This is a genomic window from Amycolatopsis pithecellobii (assembly GCF_009707865.1).
GTDB lineage: Bacteria > Actinomycetota > Actinomycetes > Mycobacteriales > Pseudonocardiaceae > Amycolatopsis_E > Amycolatopsis_E pithecellobii.
Genome location: NZ_WMBA01000074.1, coordinates 16,201 through 40,163 on the forward strand (window position 1 = coordinate 16,201; position 23,963 = coordinate 40,163).

25 protein-coding genes are annotated in these 23,963 nt (G+C 68.2%); 17 read left to right on the forward strand and 8 right to left on the reverse strand.

Annotation, left to right across the window (positions count from 1 at the left end):
• Positions 1 to 51 precede the first annotated feature (51 nt).
• The 3 genes from GKO32_RS32585 (at position 52) to GKO32_RS32595 (ending at position 3,795) form a co-directional block, all read left to right on the forward strand.
• Positions 52 to 1,764, forward strand: coding sequence for a sensor histidine kinase (locus GKO32_RS32585; RefSeq protein WP_312868954.1), 1,713 nt, complete (start codon positions 52 to 54; stop codon positions 1,762 to 1,764).
• Positions 1,765 to 1,834: 70 nt separating this feature from the next.
• Positions 1,835 to 2,488, forward strand: coding sequence for a response regulator (locus GKO32_RS32590; protein WP_154760753.1), 654 nt, complete (start codon positions 1,835 to 1,837; stop codon positions 2,486 to 2,488).
• Positions 2,485 to 3,795, forward strand: a complete 1,311-nt coding sequence (locus GKO32_RS32595) for an amidohydrolase family protein (RefSeq protein ID WP_154760754.1) — start codon at positions 2,485 to 2,487, stop codon at positions 3,793 to 3,795. Before GKO32_RS32590 ends, GKO32_RS32595 begins: the two co-directional genes overlap by 4 nt.
• Before the next feature lie 4 nt (positions 3,796 to 3,799).
• Here GKO32_RS32595 and GKO32_RS32600 read toward each other — a convergent pair whose 3' ends face one another.
• Together GKO32_RS32600 and GKO32_RS32605 are read right to left on the reverse strand one after the other, a co-directional pair.
• On the reverse strand, positions 3,800 to 4,489 hold the full coding sequence (locus GKO32_RS32600) for an SDR family oxidoreductase (protein ID WP_154760755.1): 690 nt from the start codon (positions 4,487 to 4,489) through the stop codon (positions 3,800 to 3,802).
• Positions 4,490 to 4,550: 61 nt separating this feature from the next.
• Entirely contained in the window at positions 4,551 to 6,554 is a 2,004-nt protein-coding gene (locus GKO32_RS32605) for a PhoX family protein (protein ID WP_312868955.1), read from the reverse strand.
• A 115-nt stretch (positions 6,555 to 6,669) separates the two neighbouring features.
• On the opposite strand from GKO32_RS32605, the gene GKO32_RS32610 reads away from it, so the two are divergent.
• Entirely contained in the window at positions 6,670 to 7,305 is a 636-nt protein-coding gene (locus GKO32_RS32610) for an HAD family hydrolase (protein WP_154760757.1), read from the forward strand.
• Here GKO32_RS32610 and GKO32_RS32615 read toward each other — a convergent pair.
• The 4 genes from GKO32_RS32615 to GKO32_RS32630 all read right to left on the reverse strand — a co-directional run bounded on the left by GKO32_RS32615 (position 7,280) and on the right by GKO32_RS32630 (position 11,034).
• Complete coding sequence (locus tag GKO32_RS32615) at positions 7,280 to 8,506, reverse strand: MFS transporter (RefSeq protein ID WP_312868956.1); 1,227 nt, start codon at positions 8,504 to 8,506, stop codon at positions 7,280 to 7,282. The two genes, GKO32_RS32610 and GKO32_RS32615, sit on opposite strands and share 26 nt — an antisense overlap.
• Positions 8,507 to 8,542: 36 nt before the next feature.
• Positions 8,543 to 9,193 carry a TetR/AcrR family transcriptional regulator gene (locus GKO32_RS32620; protein WP_208024616.1) on the reverse strand — a complete coding sequence of 217 codons (651 nt, stop codon included), beginning with the start codon at positions 9,191 to 9,193 and terminating at the stop codon, positions 8,543 to 8,545.
• A 151-nt stretch (positions 9,194 to 9,344) separates the two neighbouring features.
• Entirely contained in the window at positions 9,345 to 10,436 is a 1,092-nt protein-coding gene (locus GKO32_RS32625) for an inositol-3-phosphate synthase (RefSeq protein ID WP_154760759.1), read from the reverse strand.
• 34 nt (positions 10,437 to 10,470) lie between these two features.
• Complete coding sequence (locus tag GKO32_RS32630) at positions 10,471 to 11,034, reverse strand: PadR family transcriptional regulator (protein WP_312868964.1); 564 nt, start codon at positions 11,032 to 11,034, stop codon at positions 10,471 to 10,473.
• A 236-nt stretch (positions 11,035 to 11,270) separates the two neighbouring features.
• Here GKO32_RS32630 and GKO32_RS32635 point away from each other — a divergent pair, with 236 nt between their 5' ends.
• The gene (locus GKO32_RS32635) at positions 11,271 to 11,669 is read left to right on the forward strand and encodes a DUF5318 family protein (RefSeq protein WP_312868957.1); all 399 of its coding nucleotides are present in this window, start codon (positions 11,271 to 11,273) and stop codon (positions 11,667 to 11,669) included.
• A 63-nt stretch (positions 11,670 to 11,732) separates the two neighbouring features.
• Positions 11,733 to 14,318, forward strand: coding sequence for a transglycosylase domain-containing protein (locus GKO32_RS32640; RefSeq protein ID WP_312868958.1), 2,586 nt, complete (start codon positions 11,733 to 11,735; stop codon positions 14,316 to 14,318).
• A gap of 12 nt (positions 14,319 to 14,330) precedes the next feature.
• Here GKO32_RS32640 and GKO32_RS32645 read toward each other — a convergent pair whose 3' ends face one another.
• Entirely contained in the window at positions 14,331 to 15,461 is a 1,131-nt protein-coding gene (locus GKO32_RS32645; RefSeq protein ID WP_154760760.1) for an FAD-dependent oxidoreductase, read from the reverse strand.
• A 94-nt stretch (positions 15,462 to 15,555) separates the two neighbouring features.
• On the opposite strand from GKO32_RS32645, the gene GKO32_RS32650 reads away from it, so the two are divergent.
• Positions 15,556 to 16,236: a TetR/AcrR family transcriptional regulator gene (locus tag GKO32_RS32650; RefSeq protein WP_154760761.1), complete on the forward strand. Its 681-nt coding sequence runs from the start codon at positions 15,556 to 15,558 to the stop codon at positions 16,234 to 16,236.
• Between the two features lie 55 nt (positions 16,237 to 16,291).
• Positions 16,292 to 17,830: a glycosyltransferase family 87 protein gene (locus GKO32_RS32655; RefSeq protein WP_312868965.1), complete on the forward strand. Its 1,539-nt coding sequence runs from the start codon at positions 16,292 to 16,294 to the stop codon at positions 17,828 to 17,830.
• Here GKO32_RS32655 and GKO32_RS32660 read toward each other — a convergent pair.
• Positions 17,827 to 18,600 carry a deoxyribonuclease IV gene (locus GKO32_RS32660; RefSeq protein WP_312868959.1) on the reverse strand — a complete coding sequence of 258 codons (774 nt, stop codon included), beginning with the start codon at positions 18,598 to 18,600 and terminating at the stop codon, positions 17,827 to 17,829. The genes GKO32_RS32655 and GKO32_RS32660 overlap by 4 nt on opposite strands.
• Positions 18,601 to 18,709: 109 nt before the next feature.
• Between GKO32_RS32660 and GKO32_RS32665 the strand changes: the two genes are divergently transcribed.
• The 9 genes from GKO32_RS32665 to GKO32_RS32705 form a co-directional block, all read left to right on the forward strand.
• The gene (locus tag GKO32_RS32665; RefSeq protein WP_154760762.1) at positions 18,710 to 19,573 is read left to right on the forward strand and encodes a hypothetical protein; all 864 of its coding nucleotides are present in this window, start codon (positions 18,710 to 18,712) and stop codon (positions 19,571 to 19,573) included.
• 13 nt (positions 19,574 to 19,586) lie between these two features.
• Positions 19,587 to 20,408 carry a hypothetical protein gene (locus GKO32_RS32670; protein WP_154760763.1) on the forward strand — a complete coding sequence of 274 codons (822 nt, stop codon included), beginning with the start codon at positions 19,587 to 19,589 and terminating at the stop codon, positions 20,406 to 20,408.
• A 103-nt stretch (positions 20,409 to 20,511) separates the two neighbouring features.
• Positions 20,512 to 20,835, forward strand: a complete 324-nt coding sequence (gene rpsF / locus GKO32_RS32675; RefSeq protein ID WP_312868960.1) for a 30S ribosomal protein S6 — start codon at positions 20,512 to 20,514, stop codon at positions 20,833 to 20,835.
• Between the two features lie 7 nt (positions 20,836 to 20,842).
• A complete protein-coding gene (locus tag GKO32_RS32680; RefSeq protein ID WP_154760764.1) occupies positions 20,843 to 21,331 on the forward strand; it encodes a single-stranded DNA-binding protein in 489 nt (162 codons plus the stop codon).
• 36 nt (positions 21,332 to 21,367) lie between these two features.
• A complete protein-coding gene (gene rpsR / locus GKO32_RS32685) occupies positions 21,368 to 21,616 on the forward strand; it encodes a 30S ribosomal protein S18 (protein ID WP_236790384.1) in 249 nt (82 codons plus the stop codon).
• An 11-nt stretch (positions 21,617 to 21,627) separates the two neighbouring features.
• The gene (gene rplI, locus GKO32_RS32690) at positions 21,628 to 22,086 is read left to right on the forward strand and encodes a 50S ribosomal protein L9 (protein WP_154760765.1); all 459 of its coding nucleotides are present in this window, start codon (positions 21,628 to 21,630) and stop codon (positions 22,084 to 22,086) included.
• Between the two features lie 145 nt (positions 22,087 to 22,231).
• On the forward strand, positions 22,232 to 22,642 hold the full coding sequence (locus GKO32_RS32695; protein ID WP_154760766.1) for a hypothetical protein: 411 nt from the start codon (positions 22,232 to 22,234) through the stop codon (positions 22,640 to 22,642).
• Positions 22,639 to 23,250 (forward strand): DUF3558 domain-containing protein, encoded by a 612-nt coding sequence (locus tag GKO32_RS32700; protein ID WP_154760767.1) that lies wholly within the window; start codon positions 22,639 to 22,641, stop codon positions 23,248 to 23,250. Before GKO32_RS32695 ends, GKO32_RS32700 begins: the two co-directional genes overlap by 4 nt.
• A 39-nt stretch (positions 23,251 to 23,289) precedes the next feature.
• Positions 23,290 to 23,963: PPE domain-containing protein (locus GKO32_RS32705; protein ID WP_376766023.1), on the forward strand; the 674-nt coding region annotated here is incomplete at its 3' end.

Below are 23,963 nucleotides of genomic sequence, written 5' to 3' on the forward strand. Positions count from 1 at the left end.
GTGGCCGCCCGGCCAAGGTGCGTGGATGTCCGGATCCCTTACCGTTCGAGTGTGGCGTTCTCTGACCGTTTCCGCGTGGCCTGGCAGAAGCTGGGCCTCGAGGGTGTCGTGCTGGTCGCAGCACTGCTGTGCGATCTGCTGGTGGTGTTCCCGGCCGCGTTCGACGACGCCGGCCCACGCGGGCGCGATCTGCTGTTGCTGCCCGGGATCTTCGCCGTGTCGGCCTGTGCGTTGTGGGCTCGCACGCATCCGGCTCGCGGCGCGTTCGCCGGGGCGGCCGTGCTGGTGGTGTCCACCACGCTGATCCGGGCCACCGATGCCGCCGCGTACTCGACCGTACTGACCGATATTTCGCTGGCCGAAACCGTTGCCGGGCTGGAACTCGTGTACTTCGCGGTGCGGCGGCTGCGCCCCGCGATGGCGGTCGCCGCGACGACGTCACTCGTCGTGGCCGGATTGTTCGCGGTGGTCGCGCGATCCTATTCGTCGACCCACTCCAACCGGTTCGACTACAGCATGCTGCTGGGCGCGGTACTGCTCATCGCGGCGGTGGGTGTCGGCCTGCGGTTCCGGCTGACGTTGGTATCACAGAAGGAAAATGCGGCGACCGAGCTGCTGCGCAGCCAGTGGCCGCTGATCGGGGTGCTGTGCCTGCCGCTGTTCCTCGAGCTGTACCAGCTGCTGAACGCGGGGGTATGGGCGTTCCCGCTGTGGGTGTGTTCCGCGGCGAGCGCGGCGCTGGCCCTGTACGCCGTCCGCAGGCCGGTGCTGTCCGGGGTGCTCGTCTCCGGCGTGTTCGTCTTGTCGGCGCTGACGTTCCTCGTCGTGCGGTCGTCCCAGTTCCTGCTGTTCAACTCGATGCCGAGCGTCGAAATCGTGGCCGGTGTGGTGATCGTGGTGCAACTGGTCCGCAGTGCCCGGCCGACGCACGCCATGCCGGTGGTCGGCCTGATGTCGCTGGCGGTCGCCGTGGCGACGGTGTCGAACATGTCGCACGACCGCCGCAGCGGCGGTTACGACGCGAACCTGCTGTTCATCGCCGCTCTGCTGGTGCTGGGCATCTCGGGCGCGGTGGGGCTGTACTTCCGGGCGCGCGACTCGGAACGGGCGAAGGCCGTCGAGTCCGCGGTCACCGAGGCACAGACGTCCGAGCGGATGGCGCTGGCGCGGGAGTTGCATGACGTCGTCGCACACCACGTAACGGGGATCGTGGTGCAGGCGCAGGCCGCGAAGATGATCGGCGACAAGAATCCGGCGCTCGCTCCCGACGCGCTCGACCGGATCGAGGAGGCCGGGACCGAGGCGCTCGTCGCCATGCGACGGCTGGTCCGCAGCATGCGCAGCAACGCCGATGCCGCCGAGAACGCGACCACCGACCTGGACGCCGACCTGCGGAAGCTGACCGAGACCGCGCACCACGGCGTGCCGGTCGAGCTGACATTGCGGCTCACCCCGGACATCCCGCAGGAGGTCGCGCGGTCGGCGTTGCGACTGGTGCAGGAGTCGCTCACCAACGTGGGCAAGCACGCCTCGGGCGCGACGCGGGTCGCGGTGCTGGCGGAGGTCAGCGGCGGCGAGCTGCACGTGCGGGTCGGCGACGACGGCCAGGCGCAGGGCCGCCGACCGACCGGCGGCTCGGGCGGCTACGGTCTCGTCGGAATGCGTGAGCGGGTCGAGTTGCTGCACGGGCGGCTCACCGCGGGTCCGGCCGAGGACGGCTGGGTCGTGGAAGCGTGGTTGCCGCTGGACGGGGAGGCTGCATGATCGACAATGGCGAAGCCCCGATCATGCGAGCCGACCGGGCGCGGGTGTCCCGTAGAACACAGGAGGCTGCATGATCCGGGTGCTCATCGCGGATGACCAGAGCATGGTGCGCACCGGATTCCGGATGATCCTGGAAACCCAGGACGACATCGAAGTGGTCGCCGACGTCGAGGACGGTGTCGCGGCGGTGACGAAGGCCCGCGAGCTACGGCCCGACGTGTGCCTGCTGGACATCCGCATGCCGGGGCTCGACGGGCTGGAAGTCACCCGGCAGCTGGCCGGGCCGGACGTCGCGGACCCGTTCAAGGTGGTCGTGGTGACGACGTTCGATCTCGACGAGTACGTGTACACCGCGCTGCGCAACGGCGCGAGCGGCTTCCTGCTCAAGGACGCCGGGCCGGCGCTGCTCGTCGAGGCAGTGCGTGCCGCCGGCCGCGGTGACGCGCTGGTGTCGCCACAGATCACCGTCCGGCTGCTCAAGCATTTCGACGGTGTCACGGCGAAGCGTGAGGTGAACTCGCCCAAGGAACCGTTGACCGCGCGTGAACTCGATGTCGTCCGCGCGACCGCACGCGGGCTGACCAACACCGAGATCGGCGGCGAACTGTTCCTGTCACTGTCCACAGTGAAAACGCATCTCGCCGCCGTGCAGGCCAAGATCGGCGCCCGCAACCGGGTCGAAATCGCGGCCTGGGCCTGGCGGTCCGGTTTAATGGACGAATGACGCCGTCCCGGTTGACCGCACCCGTTGTGCTGCCTTGTGATCCCGCGTGTTCGATCGTGCGGGACGGCGTGGTGGACATCGGTGCCGACGGCCGCATCGCCTACTGCGGTCCGGCCGCCGAGGCGCCCGAGCCCGCTGGCCCCGTCACGGCGTTGCCCGGAATCCTGTTGCCTGGCTTGGTGAACACGCACGCCCACAGCCCGATGACGTTGCTGCGCGGGATGGGCGGGGACCTGCCGTTGCTGCGCTGGCTGAGGGAAGTCATCTGGCCCGCCGAGGCGAAGTTGCGCGCCGACGACGTCCGCGCCGGGATGGTGCTCGGTTCGCTGGAAATGCTTTCGCACGGGGTGACCACGAGCGCGGAAATGTATTTCCACCCCGAGGAAATGGCCGATGCGGTACTGACGACCGGAGCCAGGGTGGTGCTCGGCGGGCCGATCATCGACCTGCCCGGTGTCGACTGGCGCACGATGCTCGCCGCGGCCGGCCGCTGGATCGACGCGGACGGCCTGCGTTTTGGTCCGGGCGAACGGATCGAGCTGTCGTTCGCCGCGCATTCGGCGTACATGCTGCCGCGGGAAGCCTTGCGGTTGACGGCGGAAGCGGCCGCCGCACGAGGTGCGCTCGTGCAGATTCACGTGGCCGAATCGGCGCACGAAGACGAGAAACAGCGCGCGGAATTCGGTTCGGTGCCCAAGCTGCTCGACGAAGTGGGGCTGCTCGACGGCCGGGTGATCGCCGCGCATGCGATCCATCTGTCCGATGAGGACATTGCGCTGTTCGCCGACCGCGGGGTGGGTGTCGCGCATTGCCCTGGCTCGAACGGGAAACTGACGTCGGGGATCGCGCGGCTGACGGACCTGCGTGCGGCCTCGGTCCCGGTCGGGCTCGGCACGGACGGCCCCGCCAGCAACGACGATCTCGACCTGTGGGAGGAGATCCGGCTCGCCGCCCTCTTCGCCCGATTGTCCACAAAGGACTCCACTGCGCTGGGCGCCGCCGAGGCGTTGCTGCTGGCGACACGTGGTGGGGCGGAAGCTTTGGGACGTAACGACATCGGCGCACTGGAAGCGGGCCGATGGGCGGACGTCGTGCACATCGGCGCGGATGGGTTCGCCTTCGCGACCGGGCTCGACGTGCCGGACGAGCAGCTGGTGGCGAACCTCGTGTGGGCGGCGGGCTCGCACCGCGTGCGCGAGGTCTGGGTCGCGGGGGAGCAGGTCGTCGCGGACGGCGAGTCGACGCGGACCGATCGGGAAAAGGCCGTCGCCGCGGCACGCGAGTCCGCCGCCCGCCTGCGCGCGTAACCCGTCAGCGGCGGCGCGGCCGGAGGGTCACGTCGGTCGGGTGGGCGTCCGAAGTCGCGGTCACCGCCGCGAGGACGGCCTCGGCAACCGACTCGGGTCGCAGGTACCTGTCCGCGTCGTACTCGAAGCCTTCGACGGTCGCGATGGCCTGCTGCATTTCCGTCGCGGTGCGGCCCGGGTAGATCGACGTGACCCGCAGCCCGTTCGGTTCCTCCTCCTGCCGCAGCGTGTCGGCGAAGGCGCGCGCCGCGAACTTGCTTGCCGCGTAACCACCCCAGCCCGCCCGCGCGTTCCAGCCCGAACCGGAGTTGATCACCACGACATGCCCGCCCGCGGCACGCAGCGCGGGCAGCAGGAGCCGGGTCAGCTCGACCACGGCGAGCACGTTGACCTCGTAGTTCAGCCGCCACGACTCGGTGTCCGAGGCCTCGACCGTGCCCAGCTCGCACACTCCGGCCGAGTGCACCAGCACGTCGAGCCGGTCGATCCCGGCGACCGCCGAGGCCAGCGCGTGGGGATCGGTCAGCTCCACCGGCCACGACCGCGCATCGGGCAACTCCGCGGCCCGCTTGGCGAGCGCGTCGGTGTCACGCCCGCCGAGCAATACCCGGTGAGTCGGCGCGAGTGCCTGCGCGACTGCGGCGCCGATCCCGCGGGACGCTCCGGTGACAAGGGCGAGAGGAGTTTCAGGCATGGCCCCACGGTAAAGGGCACCCGGTGCGCCCGGCCGAAAAGGGCGCGCCGGGTGCCAGGGGTCAATCCCGCCAGACCGAAACGACCGCGGGCCGGGCCGGCGAGGTCCCGCCGTCGGGCCAGTGCGACGTCGGCGCGCTCGGCGTGCCGTTCTCACCGGGGTGCTGCACGGCCACCACGACGAAGTCACGCGTGACGACCGGCCCGCAGGTCTCCGCACCGATCGGCACGGTGAGGAACTGCTTGACGTGCCCGCGTTCCGGGCCGGCGACGGGCACCGAGAACAGCCCGTCGTTGGAGCCGAGCGCGTTGCCGTCAGTGGAGATCCACAGGTTGCCGTACGGGTCGAATGCCACGTTGTCCGGGCATGAGATCGGGCTGACCTGGTTCTTCGGGAAACCGCCGAAGTAGGTGTCGGCGGTGGCCGGGTCACCGCAGACGAGCAGCAGTCGCCAGGAGAACTTCGTCGACGCCGCGTCGCCGTGGACCTCCTCCCACTCCAGGATGTGCCCGTTTTTGTTGCCGTTGCGCGGGTTCACCTCGTCGGCCCCGGCCTTGCCCGCCGCACCGCGGTCGCTGTTGTTGGTCAGCGCGGCGTAGATGCGGCCGTTGACCGGATTCGGCTCGATGTCCTCCGGGCGGTCCATCTTCGTCGCGCCGGCCTTGTCCGCGGCCAGCCGCGTGAAGACGTAGACCTCCTCGGCGGTGAATCCGTCCACAAAGGACTTGTCACCGCTGGCCAGCGGGAGCCACTCACCGGTGCCGTCGAACTCACCATCGGAGGGGAGCTTCCCCGTCCCGTCGATCTCGCCCGGGCTGTCCCCGGTGAACTTCGCGACATACAAGGTGCCCTCGTCGAGCAACGCCATGTTGTGCCGGCGGGCGTGTGTGCTGGTGCCGGGCTTGTACTTGCCCTTCGACACGAACTTGTAGATGTAGTCGAAACGCTCGTCGTCACCGGAGTACACCGCGACGCGGCCGTCCCCGGTGATCTTGATGTTCGCGGCCTCGTGTTTGAACCGGCCGAGCGCGGTGTGCTTGACCGGTGTCGAGTGCGGGTCGTTGGGGTCGATCTCGACCACCCAGCCAAACCGGTTGGGCTCGTTGGGTTCCTGTGCGACATCCCAGCGCTTGTCGAAGCGTTCCCACTTGCGGGTGCTGGTGCCGGTGCCGACGCCGTAGCGCTTGAGCCTGGCCTGTGCGACCGGGTCGGTCACCTTGTCGGCATTGGCGAAGTACTGGTGGAAGTTCTCCTCGCCGGAAAGCACGGTGCCCCACGGCGTCACGCCGCCGGAGCAGTTGTTCTGCGTCCCGCGCACGCGCCTGCCGGACGGGTCGGCGGAGGTCTTGAGGTACTGCGAACCCGCGGCCGGACCACGCACCTCGAACCCGGTGTCGAGCGTGATGCGGCGGCCGTACCGGCTCGGCACCACTTTCAGCCCGCCCTCGCGGTCCTTTTCCACCTGCACAACCGAAAGCCCGTGCGCGGCCCAGGCGATTTCGACCTGCTCGCGCGTCGGGTTGTTCGCGTCGTACGACGGAAACATCTGGACCTCGGTCGTGTACTCGTGGTTGACGACCATGAAGTAGCTGTTGTGCCCGGTCGGGATGAGCCCGACGAAGTCGTTGTTGTAGCCGAACTGCTTGGCCTGTGCGGCGGCGGTCTGCTTGGCCGGGTCGAACGCGGGCGCGCCGGGCACAACCGGGTCGCCCCAGCGGATCACCACGTTCTGCCGGAAGCCGGGTGGGACGACGAGCGCGTCGGCGGTGTTCGGCGCGACGGGGGCGAAGTCGGTGCCGGGCACCGGGCGGCCGGGTTTGGTGAGCGCCACGGGAGAAGCGGCGGCGGCCGGAGTGCCCGACAGCGCGGCGAACCCACCGGCGGCCGCGGTCATCACGGCGCCGGCCTTGAAGACGCCGCGACGCGAGAGCACGCCCTTCGCGACGTCACCGAAGTACTCGTTGTCCGACGTGTTCGGCGCCTCGTGGGCACAGGCGTTGCCGCAGCGGTACTCGCAGGTCACCGACGATCTACCGGAATGGGCGAACAGGGGGAGAGATAACACGAGGCCTCCGCTCAGTCAGGGGAACGGCCGCGACGTTAAGCGACAAAGATCAGGCACTCCCCAACGTCAGGTAAACAGACTCTAAAGTCCGGGACGGGCCGGTAGCGTGCACGGCATGGACGCGGTGGTTTTCGACCTCGACGGGGTGCTCGTCGATTCCGAGCGGACCTGGGACGAGGTGCGGCGCGCGGTCGTGGCCGGGCACGGCGGCCACTGGACGGACGCGGCAACGCGGGCGATGCAGGGGATGAGCACCCCGGAATGGGCGCGGTACCTGGTCGAGGAACTGGGTGCGCGGCTCACACCGGAGCGCGTCGCACAGGTCGTGATCGACGAGATGGCGAAGCGCTATGCCGAGGGACCACCGGTACTCCCGGGCGCGCCGGAAACGGTGCGTGCGGTCGCCGAGCGTTATCCCGTGGCCATCGCCAGTTCGTCGCCGCCGGTGCTGATCACCGCGTTCCTCTCGGCGACGGACCTGACCGGCCTGGTGCGGGTCGCGGTGTCGAGCGAGCAGGTCGCTGCGGGCAAACCGGCGCCGGACGTCTACCTCCGGGCGGCCGAACTGCTGGCGGTGCGGCCCGGCAACTGCGCGGCCGTCGAGGACACCACAAACGGCATGCGCTCGGCACTCGCCGCCGGCATGACCGTCTACGCCGTGCCCAACCCGCACTTCCCGCCCGACCCGGCGGTACTCGCGAAGGTCGCTTTCGTCCTCGAAGACATCAGCCGGCTGGCGGCGAAGATCTAGCGACCGGCGAGACGGCCAGAGGTGCTCGCCTCGGCAGCAGGAGCGGGGTGGCCAGCAACAGCACGCCGGAGATGGTGATCGCCGCGAGTGGGCTGGTGAGCGTCGCGAGGATGCCCCAGATGACCATGAGGGTGGCTTGCGCGAGTTTGCCGCTGATGCTCCATGCGCTGAGCACCTGTGCGGCGTGCTCGGGGGGTGTGCGCTGCAGGCGTTCGGTGGCGTAGATCGGGTTGAAGATGCCCATGCAGGTGATCAGCAATCCCTCGACGACGATGACCGTGACGAGTCCGGGGACGCCGGGCTGCGTAAAGGCGAGGCCGAGTGGGAAAAGCGAGCGCAGCCAGCCGAAGACGGTCATGATCCGGTGCCGGCCATATCGGGCGACGAGGCGCGCGGAGAGGCGCGCGCCGACGAAGCCGCCGACGGCGGGGACACCGAAAGCGAGACCGTACTGCCAGGCGGGAAAATGGTATTGGCCCAGCAGCAGGACGGCCATGAGCGGGCTGGTGGCCATGATGAGGCCGCCGACGGTCACGGAGTTGAAGAACAGCCGCCGCAGGACGGGGTCGTGGAGGATGAACCGCCAACCGCCAGGAAGGTCGGGGGCCGCGGATCGGGGCGCCGCGACGTCACTCCCGCGGATGCGGAGAACACCGAGCGCGGACAGCAGGTAGCTGACGGCATCCGCGGCAACGGTCATCACTGGGCCGAGCACCCCGATGAGGGCGCCGCCGAGCGGCGGTCCCGCCGCGGTCGCAACCCAGCTCGTGCCCTCGAACCTGCCGTTCGCGACGAGCAGATGCTCGCCGCGGGCGAGATGTTTCAGGTACGCACCGGATGCGGCGGTGAAGGCGATGCTCGCAGTCCCGGCGATGACCGAGACCACCAGCAACTGGCCGTAGGACAGCAAACCAAGGAGGTAGGTAACCGGCACACTCGCCATCGCGACGAAGCGAACCAGGTCCATCGCCACCATCACCGGACGTTTGGCCCGGTGCGCGACCCACGGCCCGACCGGGACCGCGACGATCGCCGCGACCGCGAGTCCGGCGGCTTCGAGGAGCGAGACGGCGAACGCCGGGGAGTGCAGCACACGAACCGCGATGAGTGGGAACGCGCCGAAGGCGATCCACGTGCCGTAGGTGCTCACCGCGTAGGCGGCCCACAGCCGGCCGAAGTTCGCCCCCAGTCTCGTGCGCACACGACTCCTTCGCGGTTCCCCGAAGAGCCGCCGGCTCTAGAAGCCTCGATCCGCCGCCCGTAACCGGCCCATCGGCGCCGGTCCGGCTCCTGACAACGTTGTCCGCGGCGCTGGAAGACCATACATGTCATACAGCCGGCCGCGGATCTGCTCGACCGGATACTGCCTGCCGTAGACCGCGGCCTTGAAGACGACGCCTTCCAGCACACTGCGCAGCATGATCTCTTCGACCGCCGGGTCCGCCGCGCCGCGCTGCGCGAACAGGTCGCGCAGGCTGTCCTCCAGCAGACGCAGCCGCTTGTCCTTGCGGGCCTCGACCTTGGCGAAGATCGGGTGTGTCGAGGGCTGCACGACGAGGCTCAGAATCACGCCCTGCACCGGCAGATCCGACATCATCGTGGCGAGCACCCCGTCGATGATCGCGGCGAGCCGCTCGTCCGGCCCGCCCGGGATGTCGACGATCGAGGCGACGCCGTCCAGGTACGCGTCGAGCAGCTCTTCGACCAGGAGGTGCTTGCTCGGGAAGTAATAGGAGGCCAGCCCGCGGGACACCCCGGCCCGGCTGGTGATCTCGGTGATCGTCGCGCCGTTGTAGCCCTTCTCCGCGAACACCCGCAGCGCGGCGGCCAGGATCTTCTGCCGGGCCAGGGCTCGTTTCTCCTTGTTGGCGCTGGACGATCGGGGCACCGGACTCCTCACTGGCGAATCCGGCGCTCGCCGGCAGACCCCCTCTATTGTGCCTGCCGGTGAGCGCCGGACGTTCGCGCTGACTTTGACTGTACGTACATCCAGTCAAAAGGGTGACAAACCCTCCCCCGAATGAGGGAGGGTCAGCAGGTCAGCGCTCTACTTCGCCACGGATGAAGGCTTCGACGGAGTCGCGAGCGTGGGAGTCGTTGTACTGCACCGGCGGCGACTTCATGAAGTACGACGACGCCGACAGCAACGGCCCGCCGATCCCGCGGTCCAGCGCGATCTTCGCGGCGCGCACGGCGTCGATGATGATGCCGGCCGAGTTCGGCGAGTCCCACACCTCGAGCTTGTACTCCAGGTTCAGCGGCACATCCCCGAACGCGCGGCCCTCGAGCCGGACATAGGCCCACTTGCGGTCGTCCAGCCACTGCACGTAGTCCGACGGGCCGACGTGCACGTTCGCCTTGCCCATGTCCCGATCGACCTGCGAGGTCACGGCCTGGGTCTTGGAGACCTTCTTGGACTCCAGGCGCTCGAGCTCCTTCATGTTCTTGAAGTCCATGTTGCCGCCGACGTTCAGCTGCATCGTGCGGTCGAGCTGGACCCCGCGGTCCTCGAACAGCCTCGCCAGCACGCGGTGCGTGATCGTGGCGCCGACCTGGGACTTGATGTCGTCGCCGACGATCGGCAGACCCGCGTCGGTGAACTTCTGCGCCCACTCCGGGTTCGAGGCGATGAACACCGGGATCGCGTTGACGAAGGCCACGCCCGCGTCGATCGCGCACTGCGCATAGAACTTCTGCGCCTCGTCCGAGCCGACCGGCAGGTACGACACGAGGACATCCGCGCCCGACTCCCGCAGCGCGGCGACCACGTCCACCGGCCGCTCGTCGGACTCCTCGATGGTCTCCTGGTAGAACCGGCCGAGGCCGTCCATGGTGTGGCCCCGCTGCACCGGCACGCTCAACGGCGGCACGTCCGCGATCTTGATGGTGTTGTTCTCGCTGGCCAGAATCGCCTCGGACAGGTCGTGCCCGACCTTCTTCGCGTCCACGTCGAACGCCGCGACGAACTCCACGTCCCGCACGTGGTAGGGCCCGAAACGCACGTGCATCAGCCCGGGTACCCGGGACGCCTCATCCGCGTCCGCGTAGTAGTGCACCCCCTGCACCAGCGATGCCGCGCAGTTGCCGACGCCAACGATGGCCACCTTCACGCGGCCGCTGTTGTCGCCCATGCCGGTTTCTCCTTCGGTCGTTTCCTTGGTCAGATCAGTTCTGCGCACCGCGCTGTTCGGCCTGCTCGTGCGCGATCAGTTCGTTGAGCCAGCGGACTTCTCGCTCGCTGCTCTCCAGGCCCAGCCGGTGCAGCTCGCGCGTGTAGCGATCGATCTTCTCCTCGGCGCGGGCGAGCGCGGTGCGCAGGCCCTCCCGCCGCTCCTCCACACGCCGTCGACGACCTTCCAGGATGCGCATCCGGACATCGGCCGGGGTGCGCGAGAAGAACGCCAGGTGCACGCCGAAACCTTCGTCGTCCCAGGTCTGGGGACCGGCGTCGCCGAGTAGCTGTGCGAAGTGCTCTTTACCCTCGGCCGTGAGCTTGTACACCCGGCGAGCCCGCCGGACCCTGGTTTTGGGCTGGATTTTCGGGTGCTCACTGACCTCATCGGCTTCCTCGACGATGAAGCCGGCCCGCTGGAGCCTTCGTAACGTCGGATACAGCGAGCCGTAGGAGAAGGTACGGAACGTACCGAGCGTCTCGTGAAGTCGTTTGCGCAGCACGTACCCGTGCATCGGTGTCTCGTGCAGCAGCCCAAGGATGGCGAACTCCAGCACGGCACGCCCCCTCTCGGGCAACAAACGACCTCATGGCGACAACCTAACGTCAGATTATATCGGCTCGATACATCGGAGTGGCGCACCTAACGCAGTCGAGCGCCCGGAGTTCGTCTCATCGGGGTGGCGGAGTTCACCGGAGAGTTATCCAACCGTCGGCGTGTTCCTCCACCACGCCCAGACCTTTAGGCCCAACAGCTCATGGCGACACAACGTCGGACACGTACTCTGTCACCGTGCAGATGCAGCGACACGTCGTGGATTACGGACTACAGCGCCGAGCGCTGCTGTCCGATTTCCGCGCCGGTCGCCTCGGCAGGAAGGACGTCTGCGACGCGGACCCGTACCTGCTCAGGGCGGCGAAGTTCCACGGCGAGCCGACCGAGGACCAGTGCCCGGTCTGCCTCTCCCCGGCACTGACGCTCGTGTCCTGGGTCTTCGGCGACGAGCTCAAGCACGCCGCCGGTTCCGCGAAGACACCGGCCGAGCTCTCCCGCATGGCAGGGCTGTTCGGCGAGTTCACCGTGCACCAGGTCGAAGTTTGTGCCGAGTGCCGATGGAACCACCTGGTGCTGTCATACGTCCTGGGCACGGGAACACCGCACGGGTCCGCCAAAAGGACCGCGGGACAGTGACGGTACGAAGACCGTGGTGACACCAGCGGCGTACCCCGAACCGCCGTTCTGGGAGGCTCTTTCGTGAACGACGAGTACAACCGCTCCTGGCCAGGTCAGGAGCCTGATGAGTTCCGCCCTGCGCAGCGGGGCGGGCCACGCCGTCCTGGCGGCGAGCCGCCGCGCCGTCCGCAGTGGCCCGGTGATTCCCCCCAGCAACCCGGCTGGCCCACCGGTGATGACGACGGCGCCACCCAGCGCCGGGTGCCACCGGCCGGGCGCCCGATGCCGCCCCGCCGGCCGGGGCCACCGCCCGCCGGACCCAACGGCGGCGGCTACAGTCCGCCGCCCCAGCGCGATCCCGGTCTGCTCACGCACAATCCGCTCGGCGGTTACCCCGCCGACGACCAGGACGACGAGCAGGCCCGCTTCGACGAGTTCTCCCCGGACGAACCGGCGCAGGAGCCCGCGGCCGAGCGGAACGGCGCGGAGCGGAACGGGAAGGCCGCGTTGACACCACTGCAACGCAGGAAGCGCCGCTGGAAGATCGTCCGCCGCACGCTCTACGTGATGTTCGGCCTCGGCGTGATCGTGCCCGCGGTCGCGTTCACCATCGCGTACTTCCTCGTCGACGTGCCCACCCCGGAAGAGGTGCTGGCACAGCAAAGCCAGGTCGTCACCTACTACTACGGCGACAATTCGGTGATGGGCAAGGAGGTTCCGGACACCGGGAACCGCGAGATCCTCAAGCCAGGCCAGATCCCCGAGACGGTCAAACACGCGGTGTACGCAGCCGAAGACGCGACCTTCGAGACCAACAACGGGTTCGACGTCCTCGGTATCGTGCGCGCGGTCTACAACAACCTCACCGGCGGTCAGGGCGGTGGTTCGACCATCTCCCAGCAGTACATCAAGAAGGCCACGGAGAACGAGGCGCCGACGCTCACCCGTAAGGCCACCGAGCTGGTCAAGTCGTTCAAGATGAACCAGACCCAGCCCAAGGAAGACATCATCACGGCGTACCTGAACATCGTCTACTTCGGACGGAACGCCTACGGCGTGCAGGCCGCATCGCACGCGTACTTCAACAAGGACGCCGCGCAGCTGAGCCCTTCGGAGGCGGCTTTGCTGGCCGGGTTGATCCAGGGCCCCAGCAAGTCGGAGAACACCGAATACACCCAGTGGCGCTGGAACTACGTGATGGACAACATGGTCAAGTACGGCTGGTTGCCAAAAACCGACCGCCAGGCGGCCCAGTTCCCGGCTCCGTTGCCGAAGGACCAGACCAAGCCGCAGGCGATCAAGGGTCCGGAGGCGTTCATCCAGGGCCAGGTCGAGGACGAGCTCGATGCGGCAGGCTTCTCGAAGGAGAAACTGCAGGCAGGCGGCTACAACATCTACACGACGGTCGATCCGTCGGCGCAGAAGCTGCTCGAGGACACCGCGCACAAGTACATGGACAGCCAGCCGGACACGTTGCGGAACGCGATGGTGGCCGTTGATCCCAAGACACGCGCGGTGCTCGCCTATTACGGCGGCCCCAACGACAAGACGAACGCGGTGGACTGGGCCAATACCAAGCGGAACCCGGGTTCGTCCTTCAAGGCGTTCGACGCGACCGCGTTCCTCAAGATGGGCAAGGGTCTCGGCGAGACGTTCGACGGCTCCACGCACCGTCAGTTCGGCACCGTCAACGGGAAACCCCGCTACATCAACAACGCGGGCTCGTCCAACAGCTGCTCGACGCAGTGCACGGTCGCCGAGGCGATGATGCGCTCCACCAACACCGTGTTCTTCGACCTGGTGGCCAACGTGACCGGGCCGCAAGCGGTGAAGGACGCGGCGAAGCAGGCCGGCGTCACCAGCCTCGACAAGATCTCGGTCGACAACAACATCTCGCTCGGCGGTGGTACGACCGAGGTCACCCCGCTCGACATGGCAACGGGTTACGCCACGTTCGCCGACGACGGCATCGCGCTGCAGCGGCACTTCGTGACCAAGGTGACCGACCCTGGCGGCAACGTCGTGTACCAGACGCCGAGCAACCCGGCCCCGGCGTTCGCCACGAACAACGCCGACAAGAGCAAGCAGATCGCGGGCAACGTCACCATGGCACTCAAGCCGGTGATCGATTTCTCGCACCTGAAATGCCCGTCGAACCACGAATGCGCCGGCAAGACCGGTACCCAGCAGTACGACGCGAGCGGCCCGAACGCGAGCGGTAACTCGAACGACAACTCGCAGGTGTGGATGGTCGGCTACACGCCGTCGATCGCGGTGTCGTCGTGGGTCGGCACCGGCGGCAACCAGCCGTTGAAGGACAAGAACGGCAAGCCGGTCGGCAGTAGCGGGCTGCCGGCGCAGATGTGGCAGGAGTTCATGAACAACTACCTGCAGAACAAGCCGGCCGAGAAGTTCTCCACGGTGGAGCCGATCGGCAAGAGCGCGACGGCGTCCGTCGACGACCCGGCGACGAAGCCGCCGGCCCCGACCTCGACGCAGCCGCCTACGACGGAAACGACCACCTCAACGCCGCCGCCCCCGTCGTCGACGAGTTCTACGCCCTCGTCGCCGTCGAAATCGTCAAAACCGTCCATGCCCACCGGGATCTTCCCCACCAGCAATCCCCGCAATGGCTTCGGCGGAACATCGACGACCCCGACCGGCTGAGGTGTGCCGGCTTCATGGGGTCGGCTCGGCTCCCGTCCAGAGCGCGATCACTCCGTGGGGCGCATCGTCAGCGAACATCAGCTGGAAGTCCGTGCCTTCCGCGGCTGCGGCGGTGGCGCGCGGGAACATTGCCCGCTCGTATTCGGCGAGCGCGGTCTCCGGATCTCCGGGGTGCGCGGCGATGGCTTGACCGAGTTCGGCGCCGTCCTGCATCGCCACGTTGGCGCCTTCGCCGTTGGGGAGCGCGAGGTGGGCGGCGTCGCCGAGCAGGGTCACTCCCGGCACCCGGTCCCAGCGGTGTTCGGCGGGCAGGCTGTAGAGGGGCCGCGGGACCAGCGGCGTGTCGCCGTCGGTGATCAGCGTGGTGAGCTCGGGCTCCCAGCCGTCGAACTCCTCGACGACCCGCGCCGACGCGGCGGCGGGATCGGCAAAGTCGATAGAGGCGAGCCAGTCCTCCGGTGTGCACAGCTGGCCGTAGACGTGGAGGGTCCCACCGTTTTCCCGATGAGCCAGAATCCCCCTGCCGGGGGCAAGCGCCATCAGTGACCCGCCGCCCACCAGCCGGGCCGCCGCGGGGTGCCGGGTGTCGCCGTCGAGCAGGAAGGTCTCGACCGTCGAGACGCCGGCGTACTCGGGGATGGCGCTCGAAAGCAGCGGACGGACCCGTGACCATGCGCCGTCCGCGCCGACCAGCAGGCTCGCGGTGGTGGCGGCGCCGTCCGCGAAGACAACCTCGTGGCGACCCTCTCCGAGAGCCCGCACCTCGACGACCTTGTGCCCCCATCGCACGGTGGCGGCCGGAAGCGAGTCGAGGAGCAGTTGCCGCAGGTCGCCACGCTGCACCTCCGGTCGATCCCCGGCTCCTTCGTCGGGGTGGTCGAGCCACACGGTCCCCTCACGGTCGAGCACTCGGTAGGACTCTCGGCCGGGCAGAACGAGACCGCGGAACTCCTCGATCAGGCCGGCCGCCTCCAGCGCCGGCTGGCCGTTCCATGGGTGGATGTCGAGTAGCCCGCCCTGCGCGCGTGCGGTCGGCGAACGCTCCGCCTCGTAGACCGTGACCGGGACGCCGTGGACATGCAGGACACGAGCCAGCACCAGACCACCGAGCCCAGCACCGATAACCGTGACTGACGTTGCCATGACATCGCCCCCCTTACTTGATTGGATTGACACTCCAAAAGCTAGCACAGCATTGGATCAATCCAATCTTGTCGGCTCGTGCGAGACTGAAGCCATGGCGACCAAAGCTCGGCGCACCGACGCCCTCTCCAGAGAGCTGATCATCGAGGCCGCCATACAGATCCTCGACACCGACGGCGAGGACGCGCTGACCTTGCGCGCGCTCACCATTCGCCTGAGCACCGGGTACGGCGCGCTTTACCACCACGTCGCGAACAAGAGCGACCTGCTCTTGGCCGCCGCCGACGACGTCATCGCGCGCGTCATGACTGACGTGGCCGAGGACGCGGAGCCTCGGGAGAGGCTGCGTGCGGTCGCACTGAGCCTGTTCGATGCGATCAACGCGCACCCCTGGATCGGCGCTCAGCTCAGCCGGGAGCCGTGGCAGCCCGCCCTGTTGGAGATCTACGAGAGCATCGGCGAGCAACTCGAGGCACTCAACGTTCCCGAGCAGGCCATGTTCGACTCGGCGGGCGCGCTCGTGAACTACATCCTCGGCGTCGCCGGCCAGAACGCCGCGAACGCCCGGGTCCGTGCCCACACGGAAGGAGATCGGACCACTTCTCTCGCGGCCATCGCCGCTCAATGGGCACAGCTCGACCCCGGCAAGTACCCGCGCCTGCACAAGACCGCGGCGCAACTGCGCGAACACGACGACCGCCGGCAATTCCTGGCCGGCATCGAGCTCTTCCTCGCCGGCATCGAGACCGTTCACCGCAAGGCCGAGAACCACTGAAATCGGCGCGGCGCCTGCCCAGGCTCCGGCTTCTACTTTCGGTCGGATCAGTAACATCGCCCGGGTGTCGACCGAGCACGCCACCGAACCCGCGCCGCCGTCGCTGACCCCCGAGCAGCGCGACGCGCCGAGCCGCACCGAACCGTTCGTCGCGGCGGCGAGCAGAGTGGTCGGCGGGCCGCTGGGCGAGCACGCGGCGGTGGGCAGGCACTGGTTCTGGACCCCGCAGCGGGTCGGGCTCGCGATGGCGACGCTCGCTTTGTTGCTGTGCTGGTTCGGCAAGGCAAGCTGTATCCAGCAGTACACCGACGAAAGCGGGATGAACCAGCTCGACTGGCGAGCGGGCAGGCCGTACGTGGCGATGTGCTACTCGGATGTCGTACCCCTCTACAGCGCCGAGCACCTGGACCGGGCGGGCACCTTCCCGTACCGCACCAGCTGGGTCGAAAACGAGGGCACCGCGAACGCGCACCAGCGCTACATGGAGTACCCGGTGCTCACCGGCTTCTTCCAGTGGGTCAACGCGAAACTCACCAGCGCGTGGGTCGCCGTGTCGACCGCCGGCTGGCTGCCGGGTGCGCTGCCGGTGGCCGTGTACTTCAACATCACCGCGCTCTGGTTGTCGGTCGCCTGGCTGATCACCGTGTGGGCGGTCGGCAGAACCGCGAACCGCCGACCGTGGGACGCGACGCTCGCCGCGATCTCGCCACTGGTGCTGGTGCACGCCTTCACGAACTTCGACACGCTGGCGACCGCGTTCGCCGCGACGGGACTGCTCGCCTGGGCACGGCGAAAACCCGTGCTCGCCGGTGCCCTGCTCGGATTGGGCGCGGCGGCGAAGCTGTACCCGTTGCTGCTACTCGGACCGCTGCTCGTGCTCTGCATGCGGGCAGGCAGAATCCGGTACTGGGCAAGGACAGCGGGTGCGGCCGTGGTCGTGTGGCTCGCGGTGAACCTGCCGATCGCGCTGGCGCTGAACGCGGGCTGGCGCGAGTTCTTCCGGCTCAACACCCAGCGCGGGATGGACCCGGACTCGGTCTACAACGTCATCTCGTACTTCACCGGCTGGGCGGGCTTCGACGGGCCGCTGGCCCCGGGCCAGTCGCCGACCTGGCTGAACATCATCAGCGCGGCCCTGTTCCTGTTGTGCTGCGCGGGAATCGCGTACGTCGGCCTCGCCGCACCGGTCCGGCCACGAGTGGCGCAGCTGTGTTTCCTTGTCGTGGCAGCGTTTCTGGTGACGAACAAGGTGTGGAGCCCGCAATACTCGCTGTGGCTGGTCCCGCTGGCGGTGCTCGCGATCCCGCGCTGGCGGCTGCTGCTGGGCTGGATGTTGCTCGACGCGCTGGTCTGGGCGCCGCGGATGTTCTACTACCTCGGGGTCGACCACAAGGGCCTGCCGGAGGACTGGTTCCTCGGCTTCGTGGTGGCACGTGACCTCGCCGTCGTCGGCTTGTGCGTGCTGGTGATCCGCGAAATCTACCGCCCGGCAACCGACAAGATCCGCCTCCTCGGCGACGACGACCCCGCGGGCGGGGTGCTCGACCGCGCCCGCGACGTGTTCACCGTCAAACCCAGGACGGCGGCGGCCTAACCGAGGGCTTCGCGCAGGTAGGCGATGTCGTCGGCCTGGCCTTCGGACGGGGTTTCGACGATCACTGGTGCCTGCGCTTCCTTCGCGACGGCCACCAGTTGCTCCGGGTCGATCGTGCCGCCGCCGTGGACGACGTTGGCGTGGCGGTCTCGGGTCGAGCCGAACTCGTCGCGGGAGTTGTTCAGGTGCACCAGATCGATCCGGCCGGTGATGGCCTTGACGTTCGCGACGAGGTTGTCGAGCTCCCAGCCCGCGGCGAACGCGTGACAGGTGTCGAGGCAGAACCCGGCGCCGAGGTCGCCGACCACGTCCCACAGCCGGGCCAGCATGTCCAGGTGGCGGGCCATCGCACCATCGCCGCCGGCGGTGTTCTCGATCAGGATCGGCACCCCGAACCCGCCCTCTTCCGCCTGGCGCTCGAACAACTTGCCCCAGTTCTGCAAGCCCTGCTCGGGATCCTCGTCCTTGCGCACGTGCCCGCCGTGCACGATCAATCCACGGGCCCCGATCTCCGCGGCCGCCGCCGCGTGCTGCGCCACCGCCTTGCGCGACGGGATGCGGATCCGGTTGTTCATCGACGCCACGTTCACCACATACGGCGAGTGGATGAAGACCTCGACGCCCGCCGCGACGATCTCGTCCGCGCTCGGGGCCGCCACCGGTTTCTTCCAGCCCTGCGGGTCGGCCAGAAAGAACTGCAGGAGCTCGGCGTTGCGCTCGGGCGCGGCCGACAGCGGGTCGTCATCCTTCACATGGGCACCGATTTTCACTTGGCCGAGACTACGCCGCAGCAGGAACCGGATTCGTTCGCACACCGCCGTCACTCCGCACGGTTACGGTCGTTGTATCAATGAGTGAGGCCGCATGTGGAGGGCACGGATGCAGGGTCGAACGCGCAGGGTCGCCGCGGTCGTGGCGGCCGCCGTTGTGCTGGCGGGGTCCGCGCTACTCGCGACTCCCGGCACGGCGAGCGCGGCAAACACCATCGAAGCCAACTGCGGTGACACCGTCACGGCGCATCCCGGTGACCAGATCCACAGCCCGCTCGGCCTGCAAACCGTGACCGACGGCCTCACCTCGATCGTCGGTGGGCTGTTGTCGGGGCTGTGCAAGATCACGGTCAACGTCGTGGACACCGTGGTCGCGCCGGTTCCGATCGCGGGCCCGCCAGTCGCGAGCGCGGTCGAAGGTGCCGTCGCCGGCACGACAAACGCCGCGACAGGTGCGGTCCAGGGCGCGGGCCAGGTGCTGACCGGCGGCAACCGGTCAGATCAGCCGGCCGCGCAGAAGCCGCCCGCCGGCGGGCCTCCCCAGTCCGGCCCCGGCACCAGTGGCGGCACGCAGAACACCGGCTTGGCGAGCCTCATCCCAGGTGCCGGCAGCCCGGTACTCGGCGGTGGTGACCCGGCGATGTTCGACGTGCTGCCCTTCTCGTCCGGCTACGCGCCGATGCGCGACTACAGCGACATCCCGTATGCGCTCGCCGGCCTGTTCGCACCGTCGCCCGGCGTGCGCTACGGCGGGCAGATCCCGGGTTACGCACCGGAGTTCGGCACCCTCGGCAACGGCTCGGCCGAGCAGAGCAAGCCGCAGAACGCAGGTCAGGCAGAGGCCCTGCCGTCCGGTGACCACACCGGTCTGCCTGGCAACGCCGGCCTGCCGATGCTGATCGCGGTGCTCGCGCTCTCCGGCGTCAGTGCGGCGCTGGTGCGGACCTGGGTCCTGCGGGCAGCTACTTCCTAGTAACGTGCGGCCCATGCGAACCGGCCTGCGCAGCATGCTCACCGTCGGCGCGCTCGCGGCAGCGCTCAGCGGCGCGGTTTTCACCGGCACGGCGTCCGCCAGCACAGTGCTCGCGCAGGGCTGCACCGGCAGCGTCGTCGGCAACATCGGTGACGAGATCGCGGTGCAGGGCAAGGATCTCGCGGGGCTGGTCGAAACCGGCGCGAAGGAGCAGGAGGCGTTCCTGCACCTCAACGGCGTCGACCCGGCGGGGCTCGCGGACGCGATCACCAAGCGGGGCGCGCTCTCCGTCGGCACGGTCCCCAACGCGTCGAACGTCAGCATCACCGGTGACAACGTGGCCACCGCGGTCACCGACGCGCTGCAGACGGCCGCCGGTCTGGGGGCGTCCGACGACCAGAAGCACAAGACACTGAACGCGATCAGCAACAAGGTCGCCGGCAACTGCGAGATGACCGTCTACGCGGGCAACTACTCCGCGCCGGCGCTGCCCTCGTCCGGCACGGTTCCGCCGCTCACCACGCCCGCGACCCCGCCGGGCACCGGTGCCGTGAGCGCTCCGCCGCGCGACTACGGCAACATCCCCGCAGCCGTGCCCGGAGTCGCCGTCGCACCGGGCGCGCGTTACCCGGCCGGCCCTCCGATCGCCGGGCTGCCCACTCCGCAGATCATCGGCGGCGAACCGGCCGTGCAGAACGCCGGGCAGGCCGACGCGATCGCAACCGATCCGGCCGGCGGCAACGCCGTGCAGTTCCCGATGCTGCTGGCGGTCGTCGCGCTCGCCGCGGTGAGCGCGGCATTGGTGCGAACCTGGGTGCTGCGAAAACTGTCATAGCGCCCCGCCCCGGCCCGCTGTCCAGCACCAAGTACCCTGGTCTGCGACAAACCCTCCTGCCACGGACAGTCCGTGGCCGCGAGCCCACAGGAGGTGAGTGGTTGTGTCACGCCATTACGAGGTAATGGTCATCCTCGATCCGACGCTTGACGAGCGCACCGTCGCCCCGACGCTGGACACGTTCCTGAACGTGATCCGCACGTCCGGCGGCAGCGTGGAGAAGGTCGACGTCTGGGGCCGCCGCCGGCTGGCCTACGAGATCAAGAAGCACGCCGAGGGCATCTACGCCCTGCTCGACGTGAACTCCGAGCCCGCCGCGGTCAAGGAGCTCGACCGGCAGCTGTCGCTGCAGGAGAACATCCTGCGGACGAAGGTCGTGCGCAAGGTCGCGCCGCGCAAGGCCGCCAAGGTCGCGGCGAAGGCCTGAGGCGATCATGGCCGGAGACACCGTCATCACCGTGGTCGGCAACCTGACAGCCGACCCCGAGTTGCGCTTCACTCCGTCGGGCGCCGCGGTCGCGAACTTCACCGTGGCCTCGACCCCGCGAACCTTCGACCGCCAGAGCGGTGAGTGGAAGGACGGCGAGGCGCTGTTCCTGCGCTGCAACATCTGGCGGCAGGCAGCGGAGAACGTGGCCGAGAGCCTGACTCGCGGCGCTCGCGTCGTGGTGCAGGGCCGGCTCAAGCAGCGTTCGTTCGAGACCAAGGAAGGCGAGAAGCGGACCGTCGTCGAGCTCGAGGTCGACGAGATCGGTCCGTCGCTGCGTTACGCCACCGCCAAGGTCAACAAGGTCAGCCGCGGCACCGGGGGTACCGGTGGTGGCGGCGGCGGATACGGCGGCGGCGCGCCCGCCGACGACCCGTGGGGTTCTGCCCCGCCGGCCGGGGGCGGCGGCGGTTTCGCGGACGAACCCCCTTTCTAACCAACCACTCTCTTTTCAGTTACCAGGAGCATCACCGTGGCCAAGCCACCCATTCGCAAGCCCAAGAAGAAGGTCTGTGTGTTCTGCAAGGCCGAGCAGAAGGGCCGTCCGGAATTCATCGACTACAAGGACACGAACCTGCTGCGGAAGTACATCTCCGACCGCAACAAGATCCGTGCCCGCCGGGTGACCGGCAACTGCAGCCAGCACCAGCGTGACATCGCCATCGCGGTCAAGAACGCCCGCGAGATGGCACTGCTGCCCTACACCTCGACCGCCCGCTGAGGAGGCACGTCATGGCGAAGATCATTCTGACCACCGACGTGGCCAATCTCGGCGGACCAGGCGACATCGTCGAGGTCAAGGACGGGTACGCACGCAACTACCTGCTCCCACGGGGCTACGCCATCGTGGCCACCAAGGGCGCGGAGAAGAACGTGCAGACCATCCGGCGCACCCAGGAGGCACGCCGGATCCGGGACCTGGACCACGCCAAGGAGATCAAGAACGCCCTGGAGCAGCTGGGCACCGTCCCGCTCGTGGCGAAGGCGGCCGAGGGCTCCAAGAAGCTGTTCGGTTCGGTGACCACCGGGGACATCGCCGCCGCGATCAAGGCGGCCGGTGGCCCGCTGCTGGACAAGCGCATCCTGGAGACCGACGGGCACATCAAGACCGTCGGCAAGCACCAGGTCAACGCCCGCCTGCACCCGACCGTGCAGGCCTCGGTGCGGCTCGAGATCAAGGCCGGTCAGTAGTCCCGGTCGTCCGTCACGCGAAAAGCCCTCTTTCCCACCGAAAGGGGGCTTTTCCCTTTTGGGCACGGGAACCACCTGACCTGCGCTAGCATCCAAGCTGCTGATCTCGCGCGGAGTGGGGACGTAGCGAAGGGGAATCACGATCATGACGCAGCCGACATCGGGCAACATGCCGGTGGACACGCTGACCTCGGTACCACCGCCGGCCCCCATCCAGGTCGGCACCAACGGCTCTCCCGGCGGCTACAAGTTCGACCCGGACCAAGTGCAAGGCGTCATCAACAAGTGGCACCAGTTGCTCACTGACGTCGAAGCCGACATCACGCAGGCTCAAACCATCGCCAACGTACGTCCGCCTGGTGCCGAGTTCGCCAGCGGCGACTTCATCAAGCAGGGCGCAGGTCCGTCAGGTGACACACTGCTCCAGCAACACCAGCGCATGCGCGAATACATCCACAACTACATCAACGCGCTCGAGCAGGCCAGCGGCAAGATCGCGCAGACCGACGACGACGCACGGCAGAAGGCCGCGCAGCAGGGACGGGACATCACATGAGCAAGACCCGGGCCCTCCAGCTCGGTGCGGCCGCGCTGGCCACCGCCGGAGTGCTTTCGGCATGCTCCAGCGGGACCAACGCTGGCAGCATTCCACCACCTGCCTCCGCCACCGGCACCCCGGCATCGAGCAGCCAAGGTGGCGGCGAGGCTCCTTCGGTGCCCAGCCCCCTCCCGACCGCCGCGCTGTTGGCCAACCCGTGCAACGGGGGGCTCTCCGCGGATCAGGTCTACAAGCTCGGTCTCGCTGCCACTGGTACCAAGCGGCAGGATCAAACCGGCGCAACCTGTACGTGGAGGTCGGACACCTACGACGCCAACCAGGTCTCCATCACGGCGGTGACGCCGAACAAGAACGGGTTGAGCGACGTATACGCCACCCGTGGCAACGACAAGTACTTCGAGCCCACGACGGTCAGTGGTTATCCGGCCGTCTATGCCGGCATCTTGGACCGGTCGGGTGGCGACTGCTCACTTTGGGTTGGCGTGACAGATCAGCTGGCGGTTAACGTGCAGACCCAGATTCTGGATGGGCCGAACAAGTCGAATCCGTGTCCTGTCGTGGAGCGGGTGGCTACCGCGATGGTGCAGCATCTGCAGGGCTCATAGGAGGGGATGAGCGATATGGGGAATCCCGCGATGACGGGCATGGTCATCGGCACCACGATCATGCCTGGTGCCGGCACCGTGATCGGCACGATGACGGGGGGACTCGTCGGGTTGTTCTCCGGGCCGGAGGCGCAGCACCAGCAGGCCAGCATCGGCGGCCGCACGATCGATGCGCGGCAGATCTGGGAGCAGATTCACCCTGGCACCGCGGATTCGCTGCACGAGGGGGCCGGCGCCGCGTCGAAGCTCCACTCGGTGCATGACAATCGCGCCGCACTGATCGACGAGATCAACAAGGCGATGGACGCGGCCTGGCAGGGTGACGCGTCGCAGCAGGTCCAGGCCGGCGCGCATCCGCTGGGCATCTGGTTGCGCGATTCCGCCAGCAACCTCCAGAAGAGCGGCAGCTACCTGACCAACCAAGGGGAGGCCTTCGACGCCGCCCACCGGCAGGTGCAGGAGATCGCCGCGAACCCGCCGCACGCCGGGCTCATCGACCACATGAACCCGTTCAGCGACAAAGACGACGAGATCAAAAAGTACAACGAGCAGGGCCAGACGAACGTGCAAGCGTTCCAGAACTATTACCAAGCCAGCGCGCAGAACGCGGCGGGCATGCCGCAGTACAGCGCCTGGCAGGGCAACACCTTCTCCGAAACCGGCGGCCCCAACAAAAAGGAGACCGGCGGCCCCACCAAGACCGAGATCGGCTC